This window comes from Glutamicibacter nicotianae (assembly GCF_006539525.1).
GTDB lineage: Bacteria > Actinomycetota > Actinomycetes > Actinomycetales > Micrococcaceae > Glutamicibacter > Glutamicibacter nicotianae.
Map to the genome: position 1 here is coordinate 32322 of NZ_BJNE01000009.1, position 19682 is coordinate 52003.

Consider the following 19682-nt stretch of genomic DNA (forward strand, 5'->3'; position numbering starts at 1 on the left):
TATCACCAAGCGCGGGCATCTGCCCGCCGCACCGCGTCCACGGCGGACGCTTCGCCCTGGGCTCAGGCGTCCTTTCCCGAAGCGAACAGCGAGAAGAATCCGTCCATCCCGGCCACTGGCATCTGGCACAATTCCTCGCGGCACGGCTGGATCTGCAGGCCGTTCTCCGCGCCGGGCAGCGACGGATCGTGGCGCGCATTCATCCCCAGGCTCAACGCCACGGAACGCACGCGCTTGGCTTCTGCCGAATCCCACTGCGACATCGCGAGATACTGGACGGGGCTGGAAACGATGCATTGCACTTCCAAGGCGGTCGCCACCTGTGTCGGCGCATCGCTGGCCAACGCCAGCGCATGGGCCGAGAGCACGCGGGCGCTGTCCAAGGCCGCCGCATCAGCTTCGCTGTACTCCCCTGCAGCCATGGACTGCAGCGCATGCATTGCCAACGCCTTGGCGTAGAGCGCCCCCGAAGCCGGCAGCGCGTCATCAAGCACCGTGACCGCAGCGATGTTGCCGCGCTGGGCGGCGATCCGCGCATCGGCGCCCACCGCGTCGCGCGGCACCCCGGTTTCCGGATCCACGAAGTCGGCTGCACGTCCCAGCAACTGGCTGGCCCTCGCTGCCCACTGCTTCTGGCCGCTGGCCTGGCCCAACGCCAAGAAGCCCAGGGCCAAGGCGGCATAGTCCTGCAAGGTGCCTTCGTTGCCGTGCTCGGCACGGTTGGAGAAGCTCACCCGAGCCAGCCGTCGGGCACGCTCATCCCACTGCATCTGCCACACAGAATTGGCCGCCTTCTCGGCGAGCTCCAGGGCCATCGGCTGGTCCAGCAGCAGCGCGGCTTCAGCCAGGGCTTCGATGGCCAGGCCGTTCCAGCCGGCGATCACCTTTTCGTCGCGGACCGGCATGATCCGCGAGCGGCGCAGCGCCCGCATTGCCTCGCGCAGTTCCTGCAGGACGCCAAGTTCGCTCGGCTCGGGCGCCCGCAGCAGCGAGAAGCAGAAGTTCTGCGGTTCCTCGGCCACCGGCGCGAAGCGCAGCAGCCCCTTGGGCAGGCGATGAATCAGCGGGTCGGAGACCAGCGCCATCTCCTCGCGGTTGAAGGTGTAGTACGCGCCTTCGATCTGCTTGCCATCACGGGATGAATCGGCATCCAGCGACGCGGCGAAGGCCGGAGCGGCGGACGACGCGGTGAGCAGTTCCTCGTTGAGGAAATCGATGATGCCTTCGGCGCTGCGCCGGGCCAGTCCTGCAAGCTTCTGCGCGCGCTGGGCCGCTTCCCCTTCGGAGGTGCGGGAGAATTCAGCGGCCAGCGCGCTGGTGCGTGCCGCCAGCGACAGCAGCCCGGCATTGTCGTAGAGCATCTTCTCGAAATGCGGGACCGACCAGTTCTCGTCGACGCAGTAGCGGGCGAAACCGCCCTCAACGTGATCCTGCAAGCCGCCGAGGAACATTGCTTCGAGGTGGGTGGCCGCGGCGGTGAAGGCCTCTTCGGCCCGATCAGGGGTGGTGATTACTGCACGCCACAGTGTTTTCAGGGCCCAGGTCGGAGGGAATTTGGGTGCAGGGGTGAAGCCGCCTTCCGGCTTGGTGCCGGCAATCCACCGGTCCAGCGCTGCCCCGAAGGCCTTGTCCGCTGGTTCCTGGGATTGCAGGGACAACAGCGAGCTTTGCCGGCTTCCGAGTTCGGCCAGATGCCCGGCGAGCATCTGGGCCTGCTCCTCCAGCGATTCGCGCTTGGTTTCCCAGGCTTCATGGACCGCATCGAGCACTTGGCGGAAGCTCGGGGTCTTGCCGCGGGGCTTCTTCGGATAGTACGTGCCGGCATGCACGGTTCGCCCGTCGGGCAGCGCGAAAATGGTCATCGGCCAGCCTCCGGCACCGGTGAGCGCCTGGGTGGCCAGCATGTAGGTGTCGTCGACGAGCGGATGCTCTTCGCGGTCGACCTTGATGGCGACGAAGTTCTCGTTCAGCAGCGCCGCGAGCTCGGGATCGTCGAAGGACTCGTGGCTCATCACGTGGCACCAGTGGCAGGCCGCGTAGCCGATGGAAAGCATCACCGGTACGTCGCGCAACCGGGCCTGTTCGAAGGCTTCGTCCCCATAGGGGAACCAGTCGACTAGTTGATGCGAATGCTGTCTGAGGTATTGGCTGGATGAGCCAGCGAGTCGTTGTGCCACGCAATCATGCTATCGCGCAGCTCACAAAGCTCCTACTGCTGCTCGTCGGTCTTCGGGTCGTGCGGCTCATCGGGTTCCTGGAGCTTGCGCTCTTCGCCCTTGGACACCATCTCCTGCTGCTTTGCCTCTGCTTCCGAGGTGTAGCGCACGCGGCGGACACGGCGGATCATGTCGCGGATCAGGAAGATCACGGCAACGACCATGGCTGCGGTGAAAATGAATCCGAGGAATCCTGGACCGTAATCGCTGGCAGTCTCCGTGCCGAAACCCAAGGTCGAGGAAGTCAGAGCCAAGGATTCAAAGATCGTATTCACGATGTAAAGACAACTCATTTCTAGTACTGGAAAAGCGCTTAGTACTATCTTAGTCCGGCGAACAGGTCGGTCTCGGGCAACTCGGTGGCTACCTTGGAGGAGATCAGCGTGTAGTCCTCCCACGGCCAATGCTCCGCGTAGACGTGTTCCGGCACGGCGAAGAAGAAACCTTCCGGATCAATCTGGGTTCTATGCGCCAGCAACGCCTGGTCGCGCTGCGAGAAGAAGTCTGCGCAGTGGATCTGGGTGGTCGTGGTGTGTGGGGAAACCCACTTGAACATCTGGTTGCCTTCGTCTGCTTCCCACTGCGCAACGCGCTCGGTGTACGGGGATTCGTAGCCGGCTTCCAGCATCGCGTAGTGCAAGGTGCGGAAGCGATCCGAGGCGAAGGCACGGTCGTAGTACAGCTTGCTGACCGACCATGGGGCGCCCAGCTCCGGGTACATTTCAGGATTGGCCGCATGCTCGAAGGCAAAGGTGGAAACCTTGTGGCAGTGGATATGGTCCGGGTGGGGGTAGCCGCCATTTTCGTCATAGGTCGTGATGACATGTGGACGGAATTCCCGGATCAGCTTGATGATCCCGGCAGCGGCGATTTCAACTGGCTGCAAGGCGAAGGCACCAAAAGGCAGCTCGGGCAGCGGATCGCCTTCCGGCAGGCCGGAGTCGACGTAGCCCAGCCAGCGGTGCTTGACGCCCAGGACCGCAGCGGCCTCGGCCATTTCGGTGCGACGAACGCCCGCGAGGTCGCGGTGCGCATGGGCGAGTTCGCCAGCGGCGGCGTTGAGGATATCTCCGCGCTCTCCGCCGGTGCAGGAAACGACCATGACCTCGGCGCCGGCATCGACATAGGCGGCCATCGTTGCGGCGCCCTTCGAAGATTCGTCATCCGGGTGCGCGTGAATAGCCATGAGCCGCAGACCCTGCGAAGGAGCAATTTTCTTCACGTCGTGAATCTCCACTTATCTTCTTTCCTTATGCCACGTTTTTGGACAGCCCGAAGCCTCAAATCTGCCCGTCATCCATAACAACTCATAGCCGACCACCGGTTATTCCCCCATGCCGAAAGACGGTAAACTTGAGCAGGGAACCTCTATACGGCATTCCCTATTCAAATTCCGCCAGGCAAGAGAGTGGTGCAAGGCAAGTAATGTCTGATCCAAGCTTAACGGCTCGCTACAACAACCCCAAGAAACGCAGTCTTCCTAAGAAAACGCGTAATTGGCTGATTGCTGCCGCGCTCTCCGTCGGCGTTGCCGGGGCCGCTTATTTCGGCTTCAGCAATTACACTGCCATCCAGGCGCAGGACATCGAGTTCGAGGTCGTTTCCGCAACCCAGGCCAAGGCCATTGTCGCGGTTGAATACAACGCCAAGCACCGCGTGCAGTGCGACATTCGAGCGATGAATGAATCCAAGGCGATTGTCGGTTACGAAACCGTCTTGCTTGATCCAGGAGAAGCTACCGGGCACATCACCCAGCGCCTGGATGTCGACCTGCACACCGATAACCTTGCGACCACCGTTGGCGTGGAGTCCTGCTACGAGGTTCCGCAAGAATACAAGGGTTAACATTTCAGCTTGTTCATCCCCTAATAGCTGAATCTATTGGGCTTAAAGCGTTTTGGCGACTACTATCGTTGAAAAGATACGTTTCGCCCCGCATCGGCGCATGGTTCTAGCAAAGCAAAAGGACATGAGCCTAGCGGGGTCTTTGCTTGCATCTCCAATAACGTGCGAGCCCGCAGATCCGTACCGAATCCGACTTCGTCGACGCCACCGTTCCGGTGGCGTTCGGCTTTAGGACCTGTTGCAGGTTCCCAAGGCAGAGCGAAGTCCCTACTGACCAAAGGAAGTACAACGTGAGCACCAACAGCAACGAACCTGTCGTTTGGCTGACTCAGGAAGCCTACGATCGGCTCCAGGACGAACTGACTTTCCTCTCAGGCCCGGGACGTGCCGAGATCGTTGCCCGTATCGAGCAGGCACGTTCGGAAGGTGACCTGAAGGAGAACGGCGGTTACCACGCCGCTCGTGAAGAGCAGGGCAAGGCCGAAGCCCGCATCCTGTACCTGAAGGATCTGCTGCGTCGCGCCGACGTAGGCGAAGCTCCTGCCGATGACGGAGTTGTCGAGCCTGGCATGCTGGTAGTCGCCAATATCGCAGGCGACGAAACCACCTTCCTGTTCGGCTCCCGCGAAGTTGCCGGCGACACCGACCTCGAGGTCTACTCCGAGCAGTCCCCTATCGGCGTTGCCGTGCACGGCGCCAAGGTGGGCGACAAGCTGTCGTATCTGGCTCCAAACGGCCGCGACATCAAGGTCGAGATCATCTCCGCCAAGCCTTACGGAGCAAAGTAAGCGCCTGAGCAAAAGAAATCCCCAGACCAGCTTCTCCAAGCTGTTCTGGGGATTTTCTGCGTTCAGGACGATTACCACCCGGTTCGCCGCGTTTACGAAATCACGTTCAGCCTTCGATCGCCGAACAGATCGAACCACCGAACCAAGAAGGCGGCTGTTTCAGCACGTGTCGCCTTGGCGAAAGGCTTGTACTCTACATACCATTCTTCGTATTCGCCGAAGTCGGTCAGCCAGCCCGTTGAGATTCCGGTAGCACGCATCCATTCGATTTCGCGATAGAACAAATTGGATTTAGCTACATCCCGAAAGCCGCTCTCCGCGAGGGGTGTAAATGAATAGACCGATTTTGGAGTCATCCGGTACAACATCGCCGCCATGGCATCGCGCAATATTGGAGCCAATGGCCGGAATGTGCCGTCTGGCCATCCATTCGCGATGCCTTGGGCATGTAGCCAGCAAATCTCCTTGTAGAAAATGTTGTCTCGCGCAACGTCCTTGAATGGAGAGGCATTAGGCGGAGTGTAAGCAGGCGACCCGTTGATGCGGTAGCAGAATGCGGCGAACGCATCACGCAGTACAGGTGCCTGCGGGCGGAAGGTTCCGTCGGGCCAGCCATTAGTAACTCCCAGTTTGGAGAGAATCTCCACGTACCGGTACAGGTCATGGCTTTCCGGCACATCTTTGAAAGTGTTCGTTTCCCATTCAGCTGATGGGTGGATCGTTTCCGATCCTATAAAATCTCCGCCCGACCAATAAGTTGTTACGCCGGTAAATTCCTGATAGTAGGAGCCGTTGCTTTGATAACTAATATCATCTGTGGGGAAACCGAATGATGGACGCCAAAGCTTAGCCATGGCGGCTTTCGATTTACGGGCCATCGTCAGTCCGCGTCTAGTGACAGCTATTCCGTTTTCATAGATTTTTGCGGAAAGTTCGCCGGTAAAGAATTGCCTTCTATCGACTTCAGGATTGATCTCCAATACCAAATCGCCGAACTCCGAGGTTTGGGCCAATGCGGATGGAGCGCTTGCTGTAGCGATTAGCGGAACAGCAATCGCCGCCGTTAGAAATGACCTGCGGGAAAGACAATCCATGAAATCTCCTCGATATGCACGGTGGAACAAGGACCCTGGGCAGAGCCCCATTTTCAAATAAAAGTCTAATTGATTAATGGGAGTATAGACGAACAAATCCCCAGACCAGCTTCTCCAAGCTGTTCTGGGGATTTTCTGCATTCAGCGGCCTTTAGGCCACGGAGCCGCCGGCGTTGTTGGTGATCTGCGGGTCGAAGCCTTCGGCCCGCAGGTTGTTGAGCACCTGCTTGGAGTGCTCATGGCCCTTGGTTTCCAGATCGATGGTGATCGCCACGTCGCCCATGGACAGCGAACCGCCGATGCGGGTGTGGTCCAAGCGGGTCACGTTCGCATCCGATTCGGCAATGATGTTGGAGATCTGCGCGAGCGAGCCGGGGCGGTCTGGAAGCATCATGCGTATGGTCAAGAAGCGGCCGGCCGCTGACAGGCCACGCTGGATCACCTTGAGCATCAGCAGCGGATCGATGTTGCCGCCCGAGAGGATGACCGCGGTGGTTGCCGGGTTGATGCCGTGCTCTTCCAGACGGTTCTCCAGCAAAGCTGCCACGCCCACCGCGCCGGCAGGTTCCACCACGAGCTTGTTGCGTTCCAGCAGCACCACCAGGGCGCGGGCCAGCGCATCTTCGGACACGGTCACCACGTCATCGACCAGTTCCTTGATGATGGCGAAGGGCAGCTGGCCCGGCTTGCCCACGGCGATGCCGTCGGCGATGGTGTGCACGGTATCCAGCGGCACCAGCGCGTCAGCGGCCAGCGATGGCGGGTAGGCTGCGGCGTTCTCCGCCTGCACGCCGACTACCTTAATCTCGCGGCCCAGTTCCCGGGCTTTTTCCTTCAGCGCGATGGCCACGCCGGCCAGCAGGCCGCCGCCGCCCACGCCCATCAGCACGGTGTCCACCTCTGGAAGCTGCTCAAGCAGTTCCAGGCCGATGGTGCCCTGGCCGGCGATGATGTCCGGGTGGTCGAAAGGATGCACGAAGACCGCGCCGGATTCATCGGCGAAGCGCTGGGCTTCGGCCAATGCCTCGTCCACGGTGTCGCCGAAGAGCACGACTTCAGCGCCGTGGTCGCGGGTGGCGGTGAGCTTGGGCAGCGCAACACCGCGCGGCATGTAGATGCGTGCCTTGATTCCCAAGTGGCTGGCTGCCTGCGCCACGCCCTGGGCATGGTTGCCTGCCGAGGCCGCGACCACACCACGGGCCTTTTCCTCGTCGCTGAGCTTGGAAATGCGCACATAGGCGCCGCGGACCTTGAAGGAGCCGGCGCGCTGCATGTTCTCGCACTTGAGGAAAACTTCCGAGCCCAGGTGCTGGGAGAGCACGCGAGAGTGCTCTACTGGCGTGCGGGCAATAACCGGTTTGAGAACCTTCGCTGCGGCTTCGATGTCAGCCAAGGTGACCGGCAAAGTAGTTTCAGTGCTCATGGATTATTCCTCATCTGCTTTTGTTTCAGGATGCCGGAGCTCCGGCGAAGTTTGCGGGGTGGCAGCCGGGCTGTCGATATCGGCCGGCGGGACTGCTGGGGCTGGGTTCTTTACCGGCGGATTCTTTGCAGAACCCGCCTTGATAATCTGCTCGCCGTAGAGCTTGATGACGTGCGCATCGGTCTCCCATGATCTGTGCGAGAGATACCTGATCACGGCGTTGAGCACGGCCAGCAGCGGAACAGCGAACAGCGCGCCCGGGATGCCTGCGAGCATCGTGCCGCCGGCTACCGCCAGCACCACGGCCAGCGGATGCAGACTCACGGCCTTGCCCATGATCAGCGGCTGCAGGATATTGGATTCGGCTTGCTGGACCAGCAGCACGACGGCCAGCATGATCAGCGCGTTGATCCAGCCATTGGCGACCAGGGCAAGCAAAACTGCCAGGGCGCCGGTAAGCAGCGCACCGACGATCGGGATGAAGGAGCCGACGAAGACCAGCACGCCCAGCGGCATCGCCAGCGGCACGCCGAGGAAGAAGGCGCCGAACCCGATGCCGATAGCGTCGATCAGCGCCACCACCATCTGGACGCGCACGTAGCGGACCAGCGACCCCCAGCCGCGGGTCAGGGCCCCGTCCATCGCCGGGCGGGCGCGGCGCGGCAAGAGGTTCACCAGGAACAAGCCGATCTTGCGTCCGTCGAGCAGCAGGAAAATCAGCGCGAAGACTGCCAGCAAAGTGCCGGTCAGGATCTGCCCGATCGCCGAAGTCCAGCTGATGGCCTCGCTCAGGATGTTGGTGGCATTGCCGCGAAGCTGGACCAGGGCGTCGTCCAGCACGTTTTGCAGGTCGTCATTGGTCAGCTTGAGCGGGCCGTTGAACAGCCAACCCTGGACCTGCTCGATGCCCGACAGGGCTTGGGTCCACAGGGCGGTGAATCCGGCTGAGAGCTTTTGCCCTGCAACCGAGAGTCCAGCTGTAACGAGCGCCAGGAACCCGATGAGCGTAATGCCGACGGCCAACCCGCGGGGCACCGCCAGCTTGCGGTTCATCGTGTTCACGACCGGTGAGAGCAGCCCGGCCAGCAGCGCCGCGACGAGAACCGGGATGACCAGCAGGGAGACTTTTGACAGCGCCCACACCAGTACGCCCACGGCCGCGACGATGATCAAGAAACGCCAGGCCCACGCGGCTGCCATGCGCACTGCGTAGGGCATGTCCTCGGCGCTTTTGAAATCCGTCAGGTCTGGGCTCGTTGCGGCAGGGATTTCCGCCGGCTTGCTCGGAAGCGAGACACGAATACGGCGTAGACGTTCCAACCGGCTGCTTTTCATGGAACTACGCTATCGCGTTTGCCAGACAGCGTCTTGATCCATGTCTCAATTGTGACAAATTCCAAAGACCAGTGCCCGATATGGGCACTGGTCCTAGAAATCTAATTCAATATGTGTATTTCACTCCGCCGCAGGTAACCAGATTGCGCAGGCCGCCCGATCCTGGACATGGGGCGTGGAAGCCACGGTTCATCAGGCGTTTCGCGCACCCTTGCTCCGGCGGCGCATGACAGCTTCAAGGACCTTTTCCTCGGCGTCTTCGCCGGGCTTGATACCGGCTGGCACCTTGAAGAAGTAGATTGCGCCCAAGGCCCACCAGATGGCGAAGATGGCCCATGGTTCCCAGCTCAATGATGCAGGCATGCCCGGCATGTACAGGCTGAAGAGCGCAGCGGTAAGCAGGACCGAAATCCAGCCGATGACCGCTCCAGCATTTCCGGTGCCGCCGACGCGCAACGGCCGGTCCATCTTCGGTTCGCGCTTGCGCAGCACCAGGAAGGTGACCGAGACCAGGAAGTAGGCAACGATGATGCTTGGCGCTCCCGAATCAACGAGCCATCCCAGCATTTCGGCACCGAAGAATGGGGCCAGCATGGAGATTCCGCCGATGAAGACCAGGGCGTTGGCCGGGGTGCGGTACTTGGGATGCAGTTTGCCGAACCAGGATGGGAGCATGCCGCTGCGGGCCAGCGAGTAGACCAGCCGGGAGGCTCCGAGTAGCAGCGAGTTCCACGAGGTCAGGATGCCGGCGATGCCGCCGGCGATCAGCACCTTGGCCATCAGATCCGAACCGAACAAGGCTCCGAACGCATCCGCCGTTGCAATGTCGGCTCCGGCCAGTTGCGCTGCCGGCATCGCCGAGGACGTGGTCAGGACGACCATCACGTACCAGACGGTGGCCAGGATGACGGAGAGGACCACGAGCTTGCCAATTTGCTTGGCCGGAATCTTCACTTCCTCGGCAGACTGCGGAATCACGTCGAAGCCGATGAACAAGAAGGGCACGGCCACCAGTACGGCAAAGAACCCGCTGGTTCCCGGGGTGAAGAACGGTTCCATGTTCTTGGCTTCGCCACCGGCAAAGGCCCCGGCTATCATCAAGAGGCCGATGGCCACGAGGAACAGCACCACGAAAGTCTGCAGCACCCCGGCTTGCTTCACGCCGCGAATATTGATCCAGGTGATGATGATTGCCGACAGCACGCCGACCAATGCCCAGGTCAGGTTTACTTCAAAACCGGCAATGGTCCACAGGGGAATCCGGCTCATGCCGGGGAAGATGTATTCCACAGTCCGTGGCAAGGCGACCGCTTCGAAAGCCACGATGGTCACGTACCCGCCGGTGATCGCCCAGGAACCGATAAATGACGGCCTGGCTCCCAAAGCACGCAGGATGAAGTTGTGCTCGCCGCCGGCTTTCGGCATGGCCGCGGTCAGTTCGGCATAGGTCAAGCCGACGACAGCCATGATGCCACCGCCAACGACCATGGCCAGCACAGCACCCATGGTGCCAGCGTTATCCAGCCATCCACCGGTGAGCACCACCCAGCCGAAGCCGATCATCGCTCCGAACCCCAGGGCCAGGGCATCCAGGTTGCCCAGGGACTTCACCAGACCCGGCGAATTTCCTTCTGCTTGCTCGACTGCCATTGCGCTCTTCCTGTCAAAATAACTGTGAGTTGGATAACTGAATAGCTACAGGGAAATCTAACCAAGGATTCGCGTAGCTGCCCAATCAGCTGTCATTTTCCATCGCATTGGCGGTTTCGGCAGTACATATTGGATTCATATTTGAACAGCCGCTTAATGCAGAAAGACCAGCGCCCTGAATGGGCGCTGGTCCTTGCAAGCTGTGCTGCTGCGGCTAGTCGTCGCCGCGCAGGATCGCGAGGATGCGAAGGATTTCGGTGTACAGCCAGATCAGGGTCATGGTCAGGCCGAAGGCACCGCGCCAAGCCATGATGGCCGGAGCGCCCTGGTTGGACAGTTCCTCGATCATGGTGAAGTCGGCAACCAGTGCGTAGGTTGCCAGCAGTACGGCAACGACACCGATAACCAGGCCGAGCACGCCACCGCGCATGCCGAACATGCCGTCGATCACGCCGGTGAGCATCAGGACCATGTTGAGCAGCGAGAAGACGATCAGGCCGACCATGCCGATCATGAACATCTTGTTCAGCTTAGGCGTCATCCGGTACTTGCCCGAGCGGTACAGCGCCAGGGTTACGCCGGCAACACACAGGGTCGCAAGCACAGCCTGGATCGCGATTCCCTGCATGCCTTGCATGTTCTCGAGGAAACCGGACAGACCGCCGAGGAACAAGCCCTGGGCTGCAGAGTACAGGAGGATCAGCACTGGAGATGGGCGCTTCTTGAAAGCGTTAACCAGGCCGAGGACGAAACCAACCAGGGCGCCTGGCAGCATGAGTGCCGGCATGACCCAACCAATCGCGGCGCCAACGACAACCAAGGCCAGGCAGAACACGGTTTTGTTGATAGTGTCACCGATGGTCATGCGGCCAGTGTCGGCGCTGGTTGCGGCAGGCTGCTGGTACATCTGATTCAGCTGGTCTGCGCTCATGTTTTCGGTGTCGCGGAATCCAACAGGACTTCCAGGCTTGGTTCCCCAAGCATCGGAGCGGCTGCTAGAACCAAAAATTGGATTGCCCAATGTCATTCCCCTATAGATTGCGAATTCGCCAGCCGCTTGGCTAGCTGAAGATCTTTTGCTTAATCCTATTGAGGATTGCTGTGAAATCACTCAGTCGGAAGGATGATATAGGGCAATTTCCCGAGGAAAAACTACTCTCTCAGCGATATTCTTGAAACTTCCAGCATCATGGTTGCGTAAGACGAAAATATGGTCGAGGAACGATGCCGGAGGGTGGACGGCGAACGTGCCCTTGCTGACGGCAAGAGAAAAGACCGATGCGGACCGGAAAATCCGGAACACGTCGGCCTTACTCTGTACCCCCAGTGGGACTCGAACCCACAAGCCTTTCGGCAGCTGATTTTAAGTCAGCCGTGTATGCCAATTCCACCATAGGGGCAGGACTCTCAAATTTTACGTGATCGGCAAAGCAAATAGAAAATTCAGCTTTGCTGACGCATGCGAGGAGCCAATCGCTTGGCCCCTCGCATCATCGTCGATCATCTGCGTCCCAAGCCTACTTCTTTGGCTTGGCCGACTCCTCGAAAGCAGTGCGTGGCGCTTCGAGGTTGTTCAGCTGCAGCGCATCGCGCTTGAAGAACAGCGCAACCAGCCAGTCGCCGACAACGCGGAACTTGCGCTCGAAGGTTGGCATGGCCATGCCGTGGTAGCCACGGTGCGCCATCCATGCTGGCCAGCCCTTGAGCTTGATGCCGACAACCTTGGCAACGCCCTTGTTCTTGCCGAAGCCGGCGACCGCGCCGAGGTTCTTGTGCTTGTATTCCTTGATGGTGCCAACGCCGTAGCGGGCAGCATACAGGTTCTTCGCCAACAGCTTGGCATGGCGCACAGCGTGCTGCGCGTTCGGAACGCAGGTGCCGTCTGGCAGGCCGCCGGTAACGTCCTTGACTGCCGAGATGTCGCCGGCTGCCCAGGCGCCTTCCAGCGGTTCGCCGTTGGCGTCCTTGATGCGCAGGTCGGTGCGGGTCTCGATGCGGCCGCGCTGCTCGATCGGGAAATCGGTGGAGCGGACCATCGGGTTGGCCATGACGCCAGCGGTCCAGATCAGGGTGTCTGCACCGAACTCGCCCGCTGGGGACTTGTCAGCCATGTTGATCAGTTCCAGGTTGCCTTCTTCAGCGTTGTTCAGCGAAGTGTTCAGCAGTACCTCGATGCCGCGGCTGCGCAGGTGCTCGACAACCCACTCGGCCTGCTCGGCGGTGACCTCTGGCATGATGCGGCCCATGGCCTCGACGAGAACGAAGCGTGCTTCCTTTTCGTCAATGCGGTCGTTGAGCTTGATCAGGTGGCGAGCCATGTCTTCGAGCTCTGCGATGGTTTCGATGCCGGCGAAGCCGCCACCGACAACGACGAAGGTCAGTGCGCGCTTGCGGGCCACTGGATCAGTCATGTTCGAAGCGGACTCGATGCGCTCGGCAACCTTGTTGCGCAGGGCGACGGCCTCTTCGATGGTCTTCAGTCCGATGCCGGTTTCAGCCAGGCCGGAGATCGGGAAGGTACGGGTAACCGCACCAGCGGACATCACGATGTCGGTGTACTCCAGCTCGAACTGCTCGCCATTGACCGGAGCAATCACGGCCTTCTTGTTGGCGTGGTCGACGCTCAGCACGCTGCCGTTGACCAGCTCGGAGTGCTTCAAGTGCTGGCGGTGCGAGACCACAACGTGGCGTGGCTCGATCTGGCCACCTGCAACTTCTGGCAGGAAAGGCTGGTAAGTCATGTAGGGGTTCGGGTCGACAACGGTGACGATGCCGCCGTGTGCCTTGACCTTCTTCTGCAACTTCATCGCGACGTACAGGCCTACGTAGCCACCGCCGACGATCAGGATGCGCGGACGCTTCTGGGAGGTTTCGATGATCGACATACTGTTGATTCTACGCGGATTTTCCGAGTTAGTGAAAACATTCACTAACTATTTTCGTTCGGTGTGTCACGTCTTCGCCAGGCTGCGGAACTTCGTACCGGCACAACGTGCCCCCAGGCGTCGAATTAACGGATGGAAAGCGTGCAAAAGCGGGGTGGATCTTCAGGATCCACCCCGCTGGAAACGCTATTTACTTCTCTTCCTCGGGAATCTCGTCGAACAGGTCCCGTCCATCTGACTGGTCCGGGACTTGCAGCGAGCTCAACGACGCCGAACCGAGCTGCGCCGCGGCCTTCTCGCGTCGGCGGCGCACCAGGGTCTGGGTGGAGCCGGCAATGAGCACCAGCAGCAGGAGCACTCCCCCGCCCACGATGAGCACCGGCTGCAGCGCCGGTGCCGAGTCGTCCGGAAGGATCGGCTTGGGCGCAGCGACCTGCTTGAGGTCCGATTTCTCCATCGAAACACCCGGAGCCGGGGTATCGGTGGTCTTCTCGGTGTTGCGGCGATGCACTCGGATCCACTCGCTGATCGTGCCCAGCGGGTTTTCCGAAACTGCAGGGACGGTCGCCGTCACCGCAGCCTGGGCATCGATGATTCCGTAGCCGTAGAGGTTGTCCACGCCGGGTGCGCCGGTGTCCTTGGCAGTCTTCAGGATGCGGTTGATGACCGCGGGAGCCTTCATCTCCGGGTACTGCGAGCGGATCAGCGCTGCCACGCCGGCCACCAGCGGGGCCGCGCCGGAGGTGCCCGACCAGCGTGCGTAGCCGTCATCCGGCAAGCCGCCGACCAATTGCTCGGCAGGGGCCGCCACGCCGATGGAGATGCCTTCGGTCGAGGAATCCTGCGACGCCTTGCCGCTGGTATCGACGCCGGCCACGGTCAGCACCCCGGGAATGGTCGCCGGGGCGCCCACCTGGCTCATGCCGCCCGAACGGTTGCCCGCCGCTGCGACAATGACGACGTCATGGTCTTCTGCATACTTGAATGCGTCATCCCAGCTTTCCGGCCACGCCGGGCTGGTGGAGCCCAGGGACATGTTGATGACCTTGGCTCCGGAATCCACGGCCCACTTCACCGCGCGGGGAATCTGGGTTTCCACCGGAATCTTCGACGGGTTGCCCTCGCCCATCCACAGCGACACTGACAGCAGATCCGCTGCCGGGGCGACGCCGAGCACGCCGTCCTTGCCGCTCTTCAGCTTGGGAACCTTTTCGTATTCAGGCTCCTCGGGAATGTCCTCGTCTTCTTCCTCGGCGTGCTTCTTGGCCTTTTCCCACGCGGCCTTCAAGCGCTCGTTCTCGGATTTGATCCGCTTGATCTCGCCCTTGTTGTTCCCGCGTCCTGCGAGCAGGGTCGCCACCAGGGTGCCGTGCTCGCTCATTACGCCAATCGGCTTGTTGCCTTTTTCGCCGCCCGAGCCGGACATGTCCGCACCGCCGACCACAGCACCCTTCAGATCCGGATGAGTGGTATCGATGCCGGTGTCGATGACCGCGACCTTGACGCCTTCGCCCTTGGTAGTCTTGTGCGCTTCGGTCACGCCCAGGGAATCGAGCCAGTACTCGGACTCGCGCATGTTGTCGGCGCGGGCCGGAGCGCCCACGCTGAGCAGGGTGGCCGCCAGCAGTGCTGCGACGAGCAGAGAGCTGAGCTTGATCAAGCCCGTTCTATTCCTGGCGCGCAAAGCTGAGCTCAAGACAACTCCTTGGGTCGGTGACTGGATGACAGGTTCAGGCCACGGCAGCTGAAGCCGCGATTCCGTCGAGGATATCGTGTTCCGAGGCAATTAGGACCATTTCGCGGTTTCCGCTGGCCTTTTCGAGGTAATGAAGGATGCGTTGGACAATTGCGGCACCGGCCTGGATCACGTCGACGCGGCCAGGATGCATGAAGCCCAGCGCGGCGCGCTCGTCCCGGGTGTAGGACAGCATGCTTGCGGTCGCCTGGCGCATCTGGGCGAAACTCAGCTGCGCCCCGTGGATCTTCTCGGACTCGTACTGCTTCAGACCCAGGGCCTGGGCGGTGAGCGTGGTGAAGGTGCCGGCAACCATGATCACCGCATCCACCTGCGTCACATCAACGGTTCCGGACAGGGTTTCCAAGGTGCTGTCCATGAATTCCAGCGCCTCATCCGAACGCAGTCCCGTCTGGTGGAAGCGCTCGGTGACGCGCACGCACCCCATGTCCAGGCTCTTGGCCGCCAGCGGGCCGGTGGCATCACCGAGCACGAATTCAGTGGATCCGCCGCCGAGGTCGATCACCAGTGACTTGCCGCTTTGCCCCGCCCGGACCGATGCCGCTCCGGCAAAGGACAGGGAGGCTTCTTCCTCGCCGCTGATCACTTCAGGGGCCACGCCCAGGATCTTGGTGATCCGCTCGGAGAAGACTTCGCGGTTCGATGCATCGCGGGCTGCGGAGGTCGCGGCGAAGCGGATCGCTTCCACCTGGTGCTCATCGCACAGCTTCTTGTACTCGCGGGCGGCTTCGAAGGTGCGTTCCAAGGCTTCGGATGCGAAGGCGCCGGTCGCGTCGACGCCCTGGCCCAGGCGCACGATGCGCATGGTGCGCAGCACGTCGACCAGCTGGCCATCGGCATCGACATCGGCGATCAGCAGACGGATGGAGTTGGTTCCGCAGTCAATACCGGCAACGCGCATCAGGCATCACCCTGCTCGGCGGACTCGGCCGTCTGGGCCGCCTCGCGCTCGGCACGCTTGCGGGCACGCTCTGCGCGCTTGGCCTCCGGGTCCTGCTGTTCCTGGGTCTTCACGTGGCGCGAGCGGTCACGGCTCGGCGCCTCGGATTCGGTGTCCCACGCGCCAACGCAGTAGCACTTGTCCTTGGTCCACCACTCGGCGATGGCGGCCAGCGCCTCGTCGCCCAGCGGGTTCACGCCCTCGCCGGCTGCCAGCGAGTGGCCCACCAGCACGTGCAGGCACTTGACGCGGGTCGGCATGCCGCCAGCGGAAACGCCGGCGATTTCCGGAACGGCGCCGGTGCCCGAGCGCTGGCCGATGGCATCGCGGTTGGCCAGGTACGACTCGTGGGCCGCGGCGTAGGCCTGCGCCAGCTGAACGTCCTCGCCCAGGCGGTCATTCATCTCGTTCATCAGCCCGGCCGCCTCCAGGCGGGAAACAGCCGAAGTGATCACCGGGTGCGCCAGGTAGTAAGTGGTCGGGAACGGGATGCCCGAGGACAGCCGCGGGGCGGTCGTCGCCACCAGCGGATTGCCGCACACGCAGCGCGCACCAATCTCCACCACATCGCGCACCGGGCGGTTCAGCTGGCGGGACAGGGTGTCCAGGTCGGCTTCGCTCGGTACTCGTCCGGCGGCGTCAAGGGCTTCGCGGATTGGCTGTTCAGTCACGGTTATTGGTCTCTTCGTGTTTAAAGTGGTTAGTCGGTGGCAGAACGTCGAACAGAGTCGAGCAGCGCATCAACCCATGGAAGTTCCTGGCGCACCTCGAAGGTGCTTCCATTGCCGTCGGCGGGCGTCTCTTCATCCTTGGGGCGTTCGCCCACCACCATGTAGAGCTTCTCGCCAGGCATGACCAAGTTTATCCGCTCGCGTGCCTGCTGCTTGATGTACAGCGGGTCATCCCAGCGCGCGATTTCCTCCTTGAGGTCATCGCGCTGCGCCTCCAGCGCTTCGATCGAGGCATGCAGCTCGTTCAGTTCCGCCATCTGCGTGCGGTAGAAATTCACCGTCGGCACCAGCATCACTGCGAAGAAGGCCAGGACCACGATCAGCGCGGCGATGCGGCCGGAAAAACGGTGCGCCGCAACGGGTTCGCCCTCGGGGACCTGGTTCTGGTCCACCGGCTTTTCTCCCGGCTTGCGGCGGACCGCGGCGGAGAACTTCAGCCGGTCATCGCGGCGGCGTTCGCTCTGCTTTTCCTTGGCGCGTTCACGCAGCGGCACCTTGGGCTTCTGCGCGTAGTTGCCGGCAAATTTTTTCGGCTCACGTGACGCATCTGACGCTGGGGAGGCGCCCTGTTTCGGCTTGGCGGCAGCGCTCTTCGGCTTCGGCGCGGAGGAGGCATCCTTCACCCGGCGAGGTTTCGCGGGAGCCTGCTTGGCCGCCGGCTGCGGCTCGACAATGCGCAAGGCGTCGGTTGGCGGTTCAGCTTGGGAATCCGCGCCGGCGTGTTTTGCCTGGTCAACCGGGGTTACTGTGGCGTCTTTAGCCGGATCCGGAGTATTACGGCGAGGCATTCGCGGTGGTCGCTGAGCCATACTCCCCCAATTCCCATGGTGCTTGTCGTGCGGTCTTGCCGTGGACTTGGCAAGATAATTCCATTAAATAACGAAAAGCCCGCCGGTATCCACTACCGACGAGCTTATTCGCTATTGCTGAATATTAGCTGTTGAAACGCGGGAACGCGCTGCGGCCAGCGTAGACCGCCGAGGCGCCCAGGTCCTCTTCGATGCGCAGCAGCTGGTTGTACTTGGCTACGCGCTCGGAGCGGGCCGGTGCACCGGTCTTGATCTGCCCGGCGTTGGTTGCCACGCAGATGTCAGCGATGGTGACATCCTCGGTCTCGCCCGAACGGTGCGAGGTGATGGTGGTGTAGCCGGCACGCTGCGCCATGGTCACCGCATCGATGGTCTCGGTCAGGGTGCCGATCTGGTTGACCTTCACCAGCAGCGAGTTGGCGGTGCCCTTGGCGATGCCGTCGGCCAGGCGCTGCGGGTTGGTGACGAACAGGTCGTCGCCCACCAGCTGCACCTTGTCGCCGATGGCGTCGGTCAGGGTCTTCCAGCCATCCCAGTCGTCCTCGTCCAGCGGATCCTCGATGGACACCAGCGGGAAGTCGGCCACCAGGCCGGCGTAGTAGTCGCTCATGTCCTTGGCGGACAGCGCCTTGCCTTCGAACTGGTAGGCGCCGTTCTCGTAGAACTCGGAGGAGGCGACGTCCAGCGCCAGGGCGATATCCTGGCCCGGGGTGTAGCCGGCGCGCTTGATCGCTTCGGTGATCAGTTCCAGTGCCGCGCGGTTGCTTGGCAGGTTCGGGGCGAAGCCGCCCTCGTCGCCCAGGCCGGTGGACAGGTTCTTTTCCTTCAGCACGGACTTGAGGCTGTGGTAGACCTCGACGCCCCAGCGCAGGCCCTCGGAGAAGGTCGGTGCGCCGATCGGGGCGATCATGAATTCCTGGATGTCCACGTCGGAGTCGGCGTGGGAGCCGCCGTTGAGGATGTTCATCAGCGGCACTGGCAGCACGTGCGCGTTGGGGCCGCCCAGGTACTTGAACAGCGGCAGGTTGGAGCTGGTTGCCGCGGCGTTGGCCACGGCCAGGGAGACGCCGAGGATGGCGTTGGCGCCGAGCTTGGACTTGTTCGCGGTGCCGTCCAGCTCGATCATGGCGGCGTCGATGGAGCGCTGGTCGGTGGCGTCCAGGCCCTCCAGCTCGTCGGCGATCTCGTCGATGACGGACTCTACAGCGCCCAGTACGCCCTTGCCGAGGTAGCGGTCCTTGTCGCCGTCGCGGCGCTCTGCCGCTTCGAAGGCGCCGGTGGATGCACCGGAAGGAACAGCAGCACGGCCGTGCGAGCCGTCGGAAAGCAGGACCTCGACCTCAACGGTCGGATTGCCGCGGGAATCGAGGATTTCGCGCGCGTGAATGGCGTCAATCAATGCCATGAGTATGGACTCCTTGTAGAAAGGGGTGGTCTTGGGGCAGGCCAACCAGCGGTCGCTGATTAGACCGTCGGCGCCATTGCCTGTCTCTAGCCTAGCGCTTCGATGGTGATTTACGCGATGTTATGTCATCCAGTTCCGCGCCGTATTGCTGGTTCAAGGCCGAGCGCAGCACCGACTCTGCGTCCAGGCCCAGCTCCTCGGCCCGCGCTGACAGGGCCATCAGTTCATTGGCCAAGGACTGCTCATCGGTGATCCGCTGGCGAACCTGCTCGGTGACAAGCCCGTCAGCAGGCTGCGCCGACCCGGCCCTGGCATGGCGGTCAAGCAATTTCTGCGCGAGCGCCAGGGAAGGCAGCCCGGCGGGCAGTCCCGCATTCTTCCGCTTCTTCGGCTGCCCGGCGCGCTCGGTCTGCTTCGCCGCATCCCAAACCCGGATGATTTCATCGATGTCAGTGATGATGTCTTCGCGGACCTGCCCCTGCTCGTCGAAGATATGCCGGTTGCGGCGCAGCAGCTTCGCATTCAGGGTTTCGGCAACGTCCTCCAGGCCGAAGTGCCCGTGCTCCTCGGCGATCAGCGAGTGCAGCAGGATCTGGAAGTACAAGTCCCCCAGCTCCTCCTTGAGCAAGGCCGGGTTCTGCTCCGCGATGGCATCGAGAACCTCATAGCTTTCCTCGATCAGGTAGGTGCGCAGCGACTCGTGGGTCAGCGCCTTGGTCCACGCGCATCTGCTGCGCAGGGTCCGGACGGTGGCGGCGAGCTGTTCGAGTTGCGTTCTGTTCTCCGGCATATGGCCATGCTATCG

At 61.8% G+C, this 19682-nt stretch carries 17 protein-coding genes and 1 tRNA gene; 2 read left to right on the top strand and 16 right to left on the bottom strand.

Annotated elements, in window-relative coordinates; translation table 11 throughout:
* Nucleotides 1-62: 62 nt before the first annotated feature.
* Genes ANI01nite_RS11150 through mca form a run of 3 tightly spaced genes read right to left on the bottom strand, consistent with a single transcriptional unit; the run spans nt 63 to nt 3402 of the window.
* Complete coding sequence (locus ANI01nite_RS11150; RefSeq protein ID WP_141358030.1) at nt 63-2177, bottom strand: thioredoxin domain-containing protein; 2115 nt, start codon at nt 2175-2177, stop codon at nt 63-65.
* A gap of 32 nt (nt 2178-2209) precedes the next feature.
* The gene (locus ANI01nite_RS11155) at nt 2210-2509 is read right to left on the bottom strand and encodes a hypothetical protein (protein WP_141358032.1); all 300 of its coding nucleotides are present in this window, start codon (nt 2507-2509) and stop codon (nt 2210-2212) included.
* A 26-nt stretch (nt 2510-2535) separates the two neighbouring features.
* Entirely contained in the window at nt 2536-3402 is an 867-nt protein-coding gene (gene mca / locus ANI01nite_RS11160) for a mycothiol conjugate amidase Mca (RefSeq protein ID WP_052253578.1), read from the bottom strand.
* Between the two features lie 239 nt (nt 3403-3641).
* Here mca and ANI01nite_RS11165 point away from each other — a divergent pair, with 239 nt between their 5' ends.
* Together ANI01nite_RS11165 and greA are read left to right on the top strand one after the other, a co-directional pair.
* Entirely contained in the window at nt 3642-4061 is a 420-nt protein-coding gene (locus ANI01nite_RS11165) for a DUF4307 domain-containing protein (protein ID WP_052253530.1), read from the top strand.
* Between the two features lie 290 nt (nt 4062-4351).
* A complete protein-coding gene (greA, locus tag ANI01nite_RS11170; RefSeq protein WP_141358033.1) occupies nt 4352-4849 on the top strand; it encodes a transcription elongation factor GreA in 498 nt (165 codons plus the stop codon).
* 92 nt (nt 4850-4941) lie between these two features.
* Here the strand turns inward: greA and ANI01nite_RS11175 are convergent, their stop codons facing one another.
* From ANI01nite_RS11175 to ANI01nite_RS11235, 13 genes are all read right to left on the bottom strand, one after another.
* Nucleotides 4942-5943 (bottom strand): S-layer homology domain-containing protein, encoded by a 1002-nt coding sequence (locus tag ANI01nite_RS11175; protein ID WP_170214632.1) that lies wholly within the window; start codon nt 5941-5943, stop codon nt 4942-4944.
* A gap of 151 nt (nt 5944-6094) precedes the next feature.
* Nucleotides 6095-7366, bottom strand: coding sequence for a threonine ammonia-lyase (gene ilvA, locus ANI01nite_RS11180; RefSeq protein ID WP_141358037.1), 1272 nt, complete (start codon nt 7364-7366; stop codon nt 6095-6097).
* Between the two features lie 3 nt (nt 7367-7369).
* Complete coding sequence (locus ANI01nite_RS11185) at nt 7370-8701, bottom strand: AI-2E family transporter (protein WP_141358039.1); 1332 nt, start codon at nt 8699-8701, stop codon at nt 7370-7372.
* Nucleotides 8702-8893: 192 nt separating this feature from the next.
* Nucleotides 8894-10351, bottom strand: coding sequence for an APC family permease (locus tag ANI01nite_RS11190; protein ID WP_141358042.1), 1458 nt, complete (start codon nt 10349-10351; stop codon nt 8894-8896).
* Between the two features lie 214 nt (nt 10352-10565).
* On the bottom strand, nt 10566-11372 hold the full coding sequence (locus ANI01nite_RS11195; RefSeq protein WP_083515510.1) for a Bax inhibitor-1/YccA family protein: 807 nt from the start codon (nt 11370-11372) through the stop codon (nt 10566-10568).
* Between the two features lie 297 nt (nt 11373-11669).
* Nucleotides 11670-11751 (bottom strand) — tRNA-Leu (locus tag ANI01nite_RS11200).
* Between the two features lie 117 nt (nt 11752-11868).
* Nucleotides 11869-13236 carry an NAD(P)/FAD-dependent oxidoreductase gene (locus ANI01nite_RS11205; RefSeq protein WP_141358044.1) on the bottom strand — a complete coding sequence of 456 codons (1368 nt, stop codon included), beginning with the start codon at nt 13234-13236 and terminating at the stop codon, nt 11869-11871.
* Between the two features lie 190 nt (nt 13237-13426).
* Nucleotides 13427-14932 (bottom strand): S8 family serine peptidase, encoded by a 1506-nt coding sequence (locus tag ANI01nite_RS11210; RefSeq protein ID WP_141358046.1) that lies wholly within the window; start codon nt 14930-14932, stop codon nt 13427-13429.
* A gap of 34 nt (nt 14933-14966) precedes the next feature.
* Entirely contained in the window at nt 14967-15893 is a 927-nt protein-coding gene (locus ANI01nite_RS11215) for a Ppx/GppA phosphatase family protein (protein WP_174787683.1), read from the bottom strand.
* A complete protein-coding gene (locus tag ANI01nite_RS11220; protein ID WP_141358050.1) occupies nt 15893-16603 on the bottom strand; it encodes a DUF501 domain-containing protein in 711 nt (236 codons plus the stop codon). Before ANI01nite_RS11220 ends, ANI01nite_RS11215 begins: the two co-directional genes overlap by 1 nt.
* Before the next feature lie 29 nt (nt 16604-16632).
* Nucleotides 16633-17451 carry an FtsB family cell division protein gene (locus ANI01nite_RS11225; protein WP_141358051.1) on the bottom strand — a complete coding sequence of 273 codons (819 nt, stop codon included), beginning with the start codon at nt 17449-17451 and terminating at the stop codon, nt 16633-16635.
* Between the two features lie 145 nt (nt 17452-17596).
* Entirely contained in the window at nt 17597-18877 is a 1281-nt protein-coding gene (gene eno / locus ANI01nite_RS11230) for a phosphopyruvate hydratase (RefSeq protein ID WP_038989910.1), read from the bottom strand.
* 91 nt (nt 18878-18968) lie between these two features.
* Complete coding sequence (locus ANI01nite_RS11235) at nt 18969-19667, bottom strand: MazG nucleotide pyrophosphohydrolase domain-containing protein (RefSeq protein WP_141358053.1); 699 nt, start codon at nt 19665-19667, stop codon at nt 18969-18971.
* Between the last annotated feature and the right edge of the window lie 15 nt (nt 19668-19682).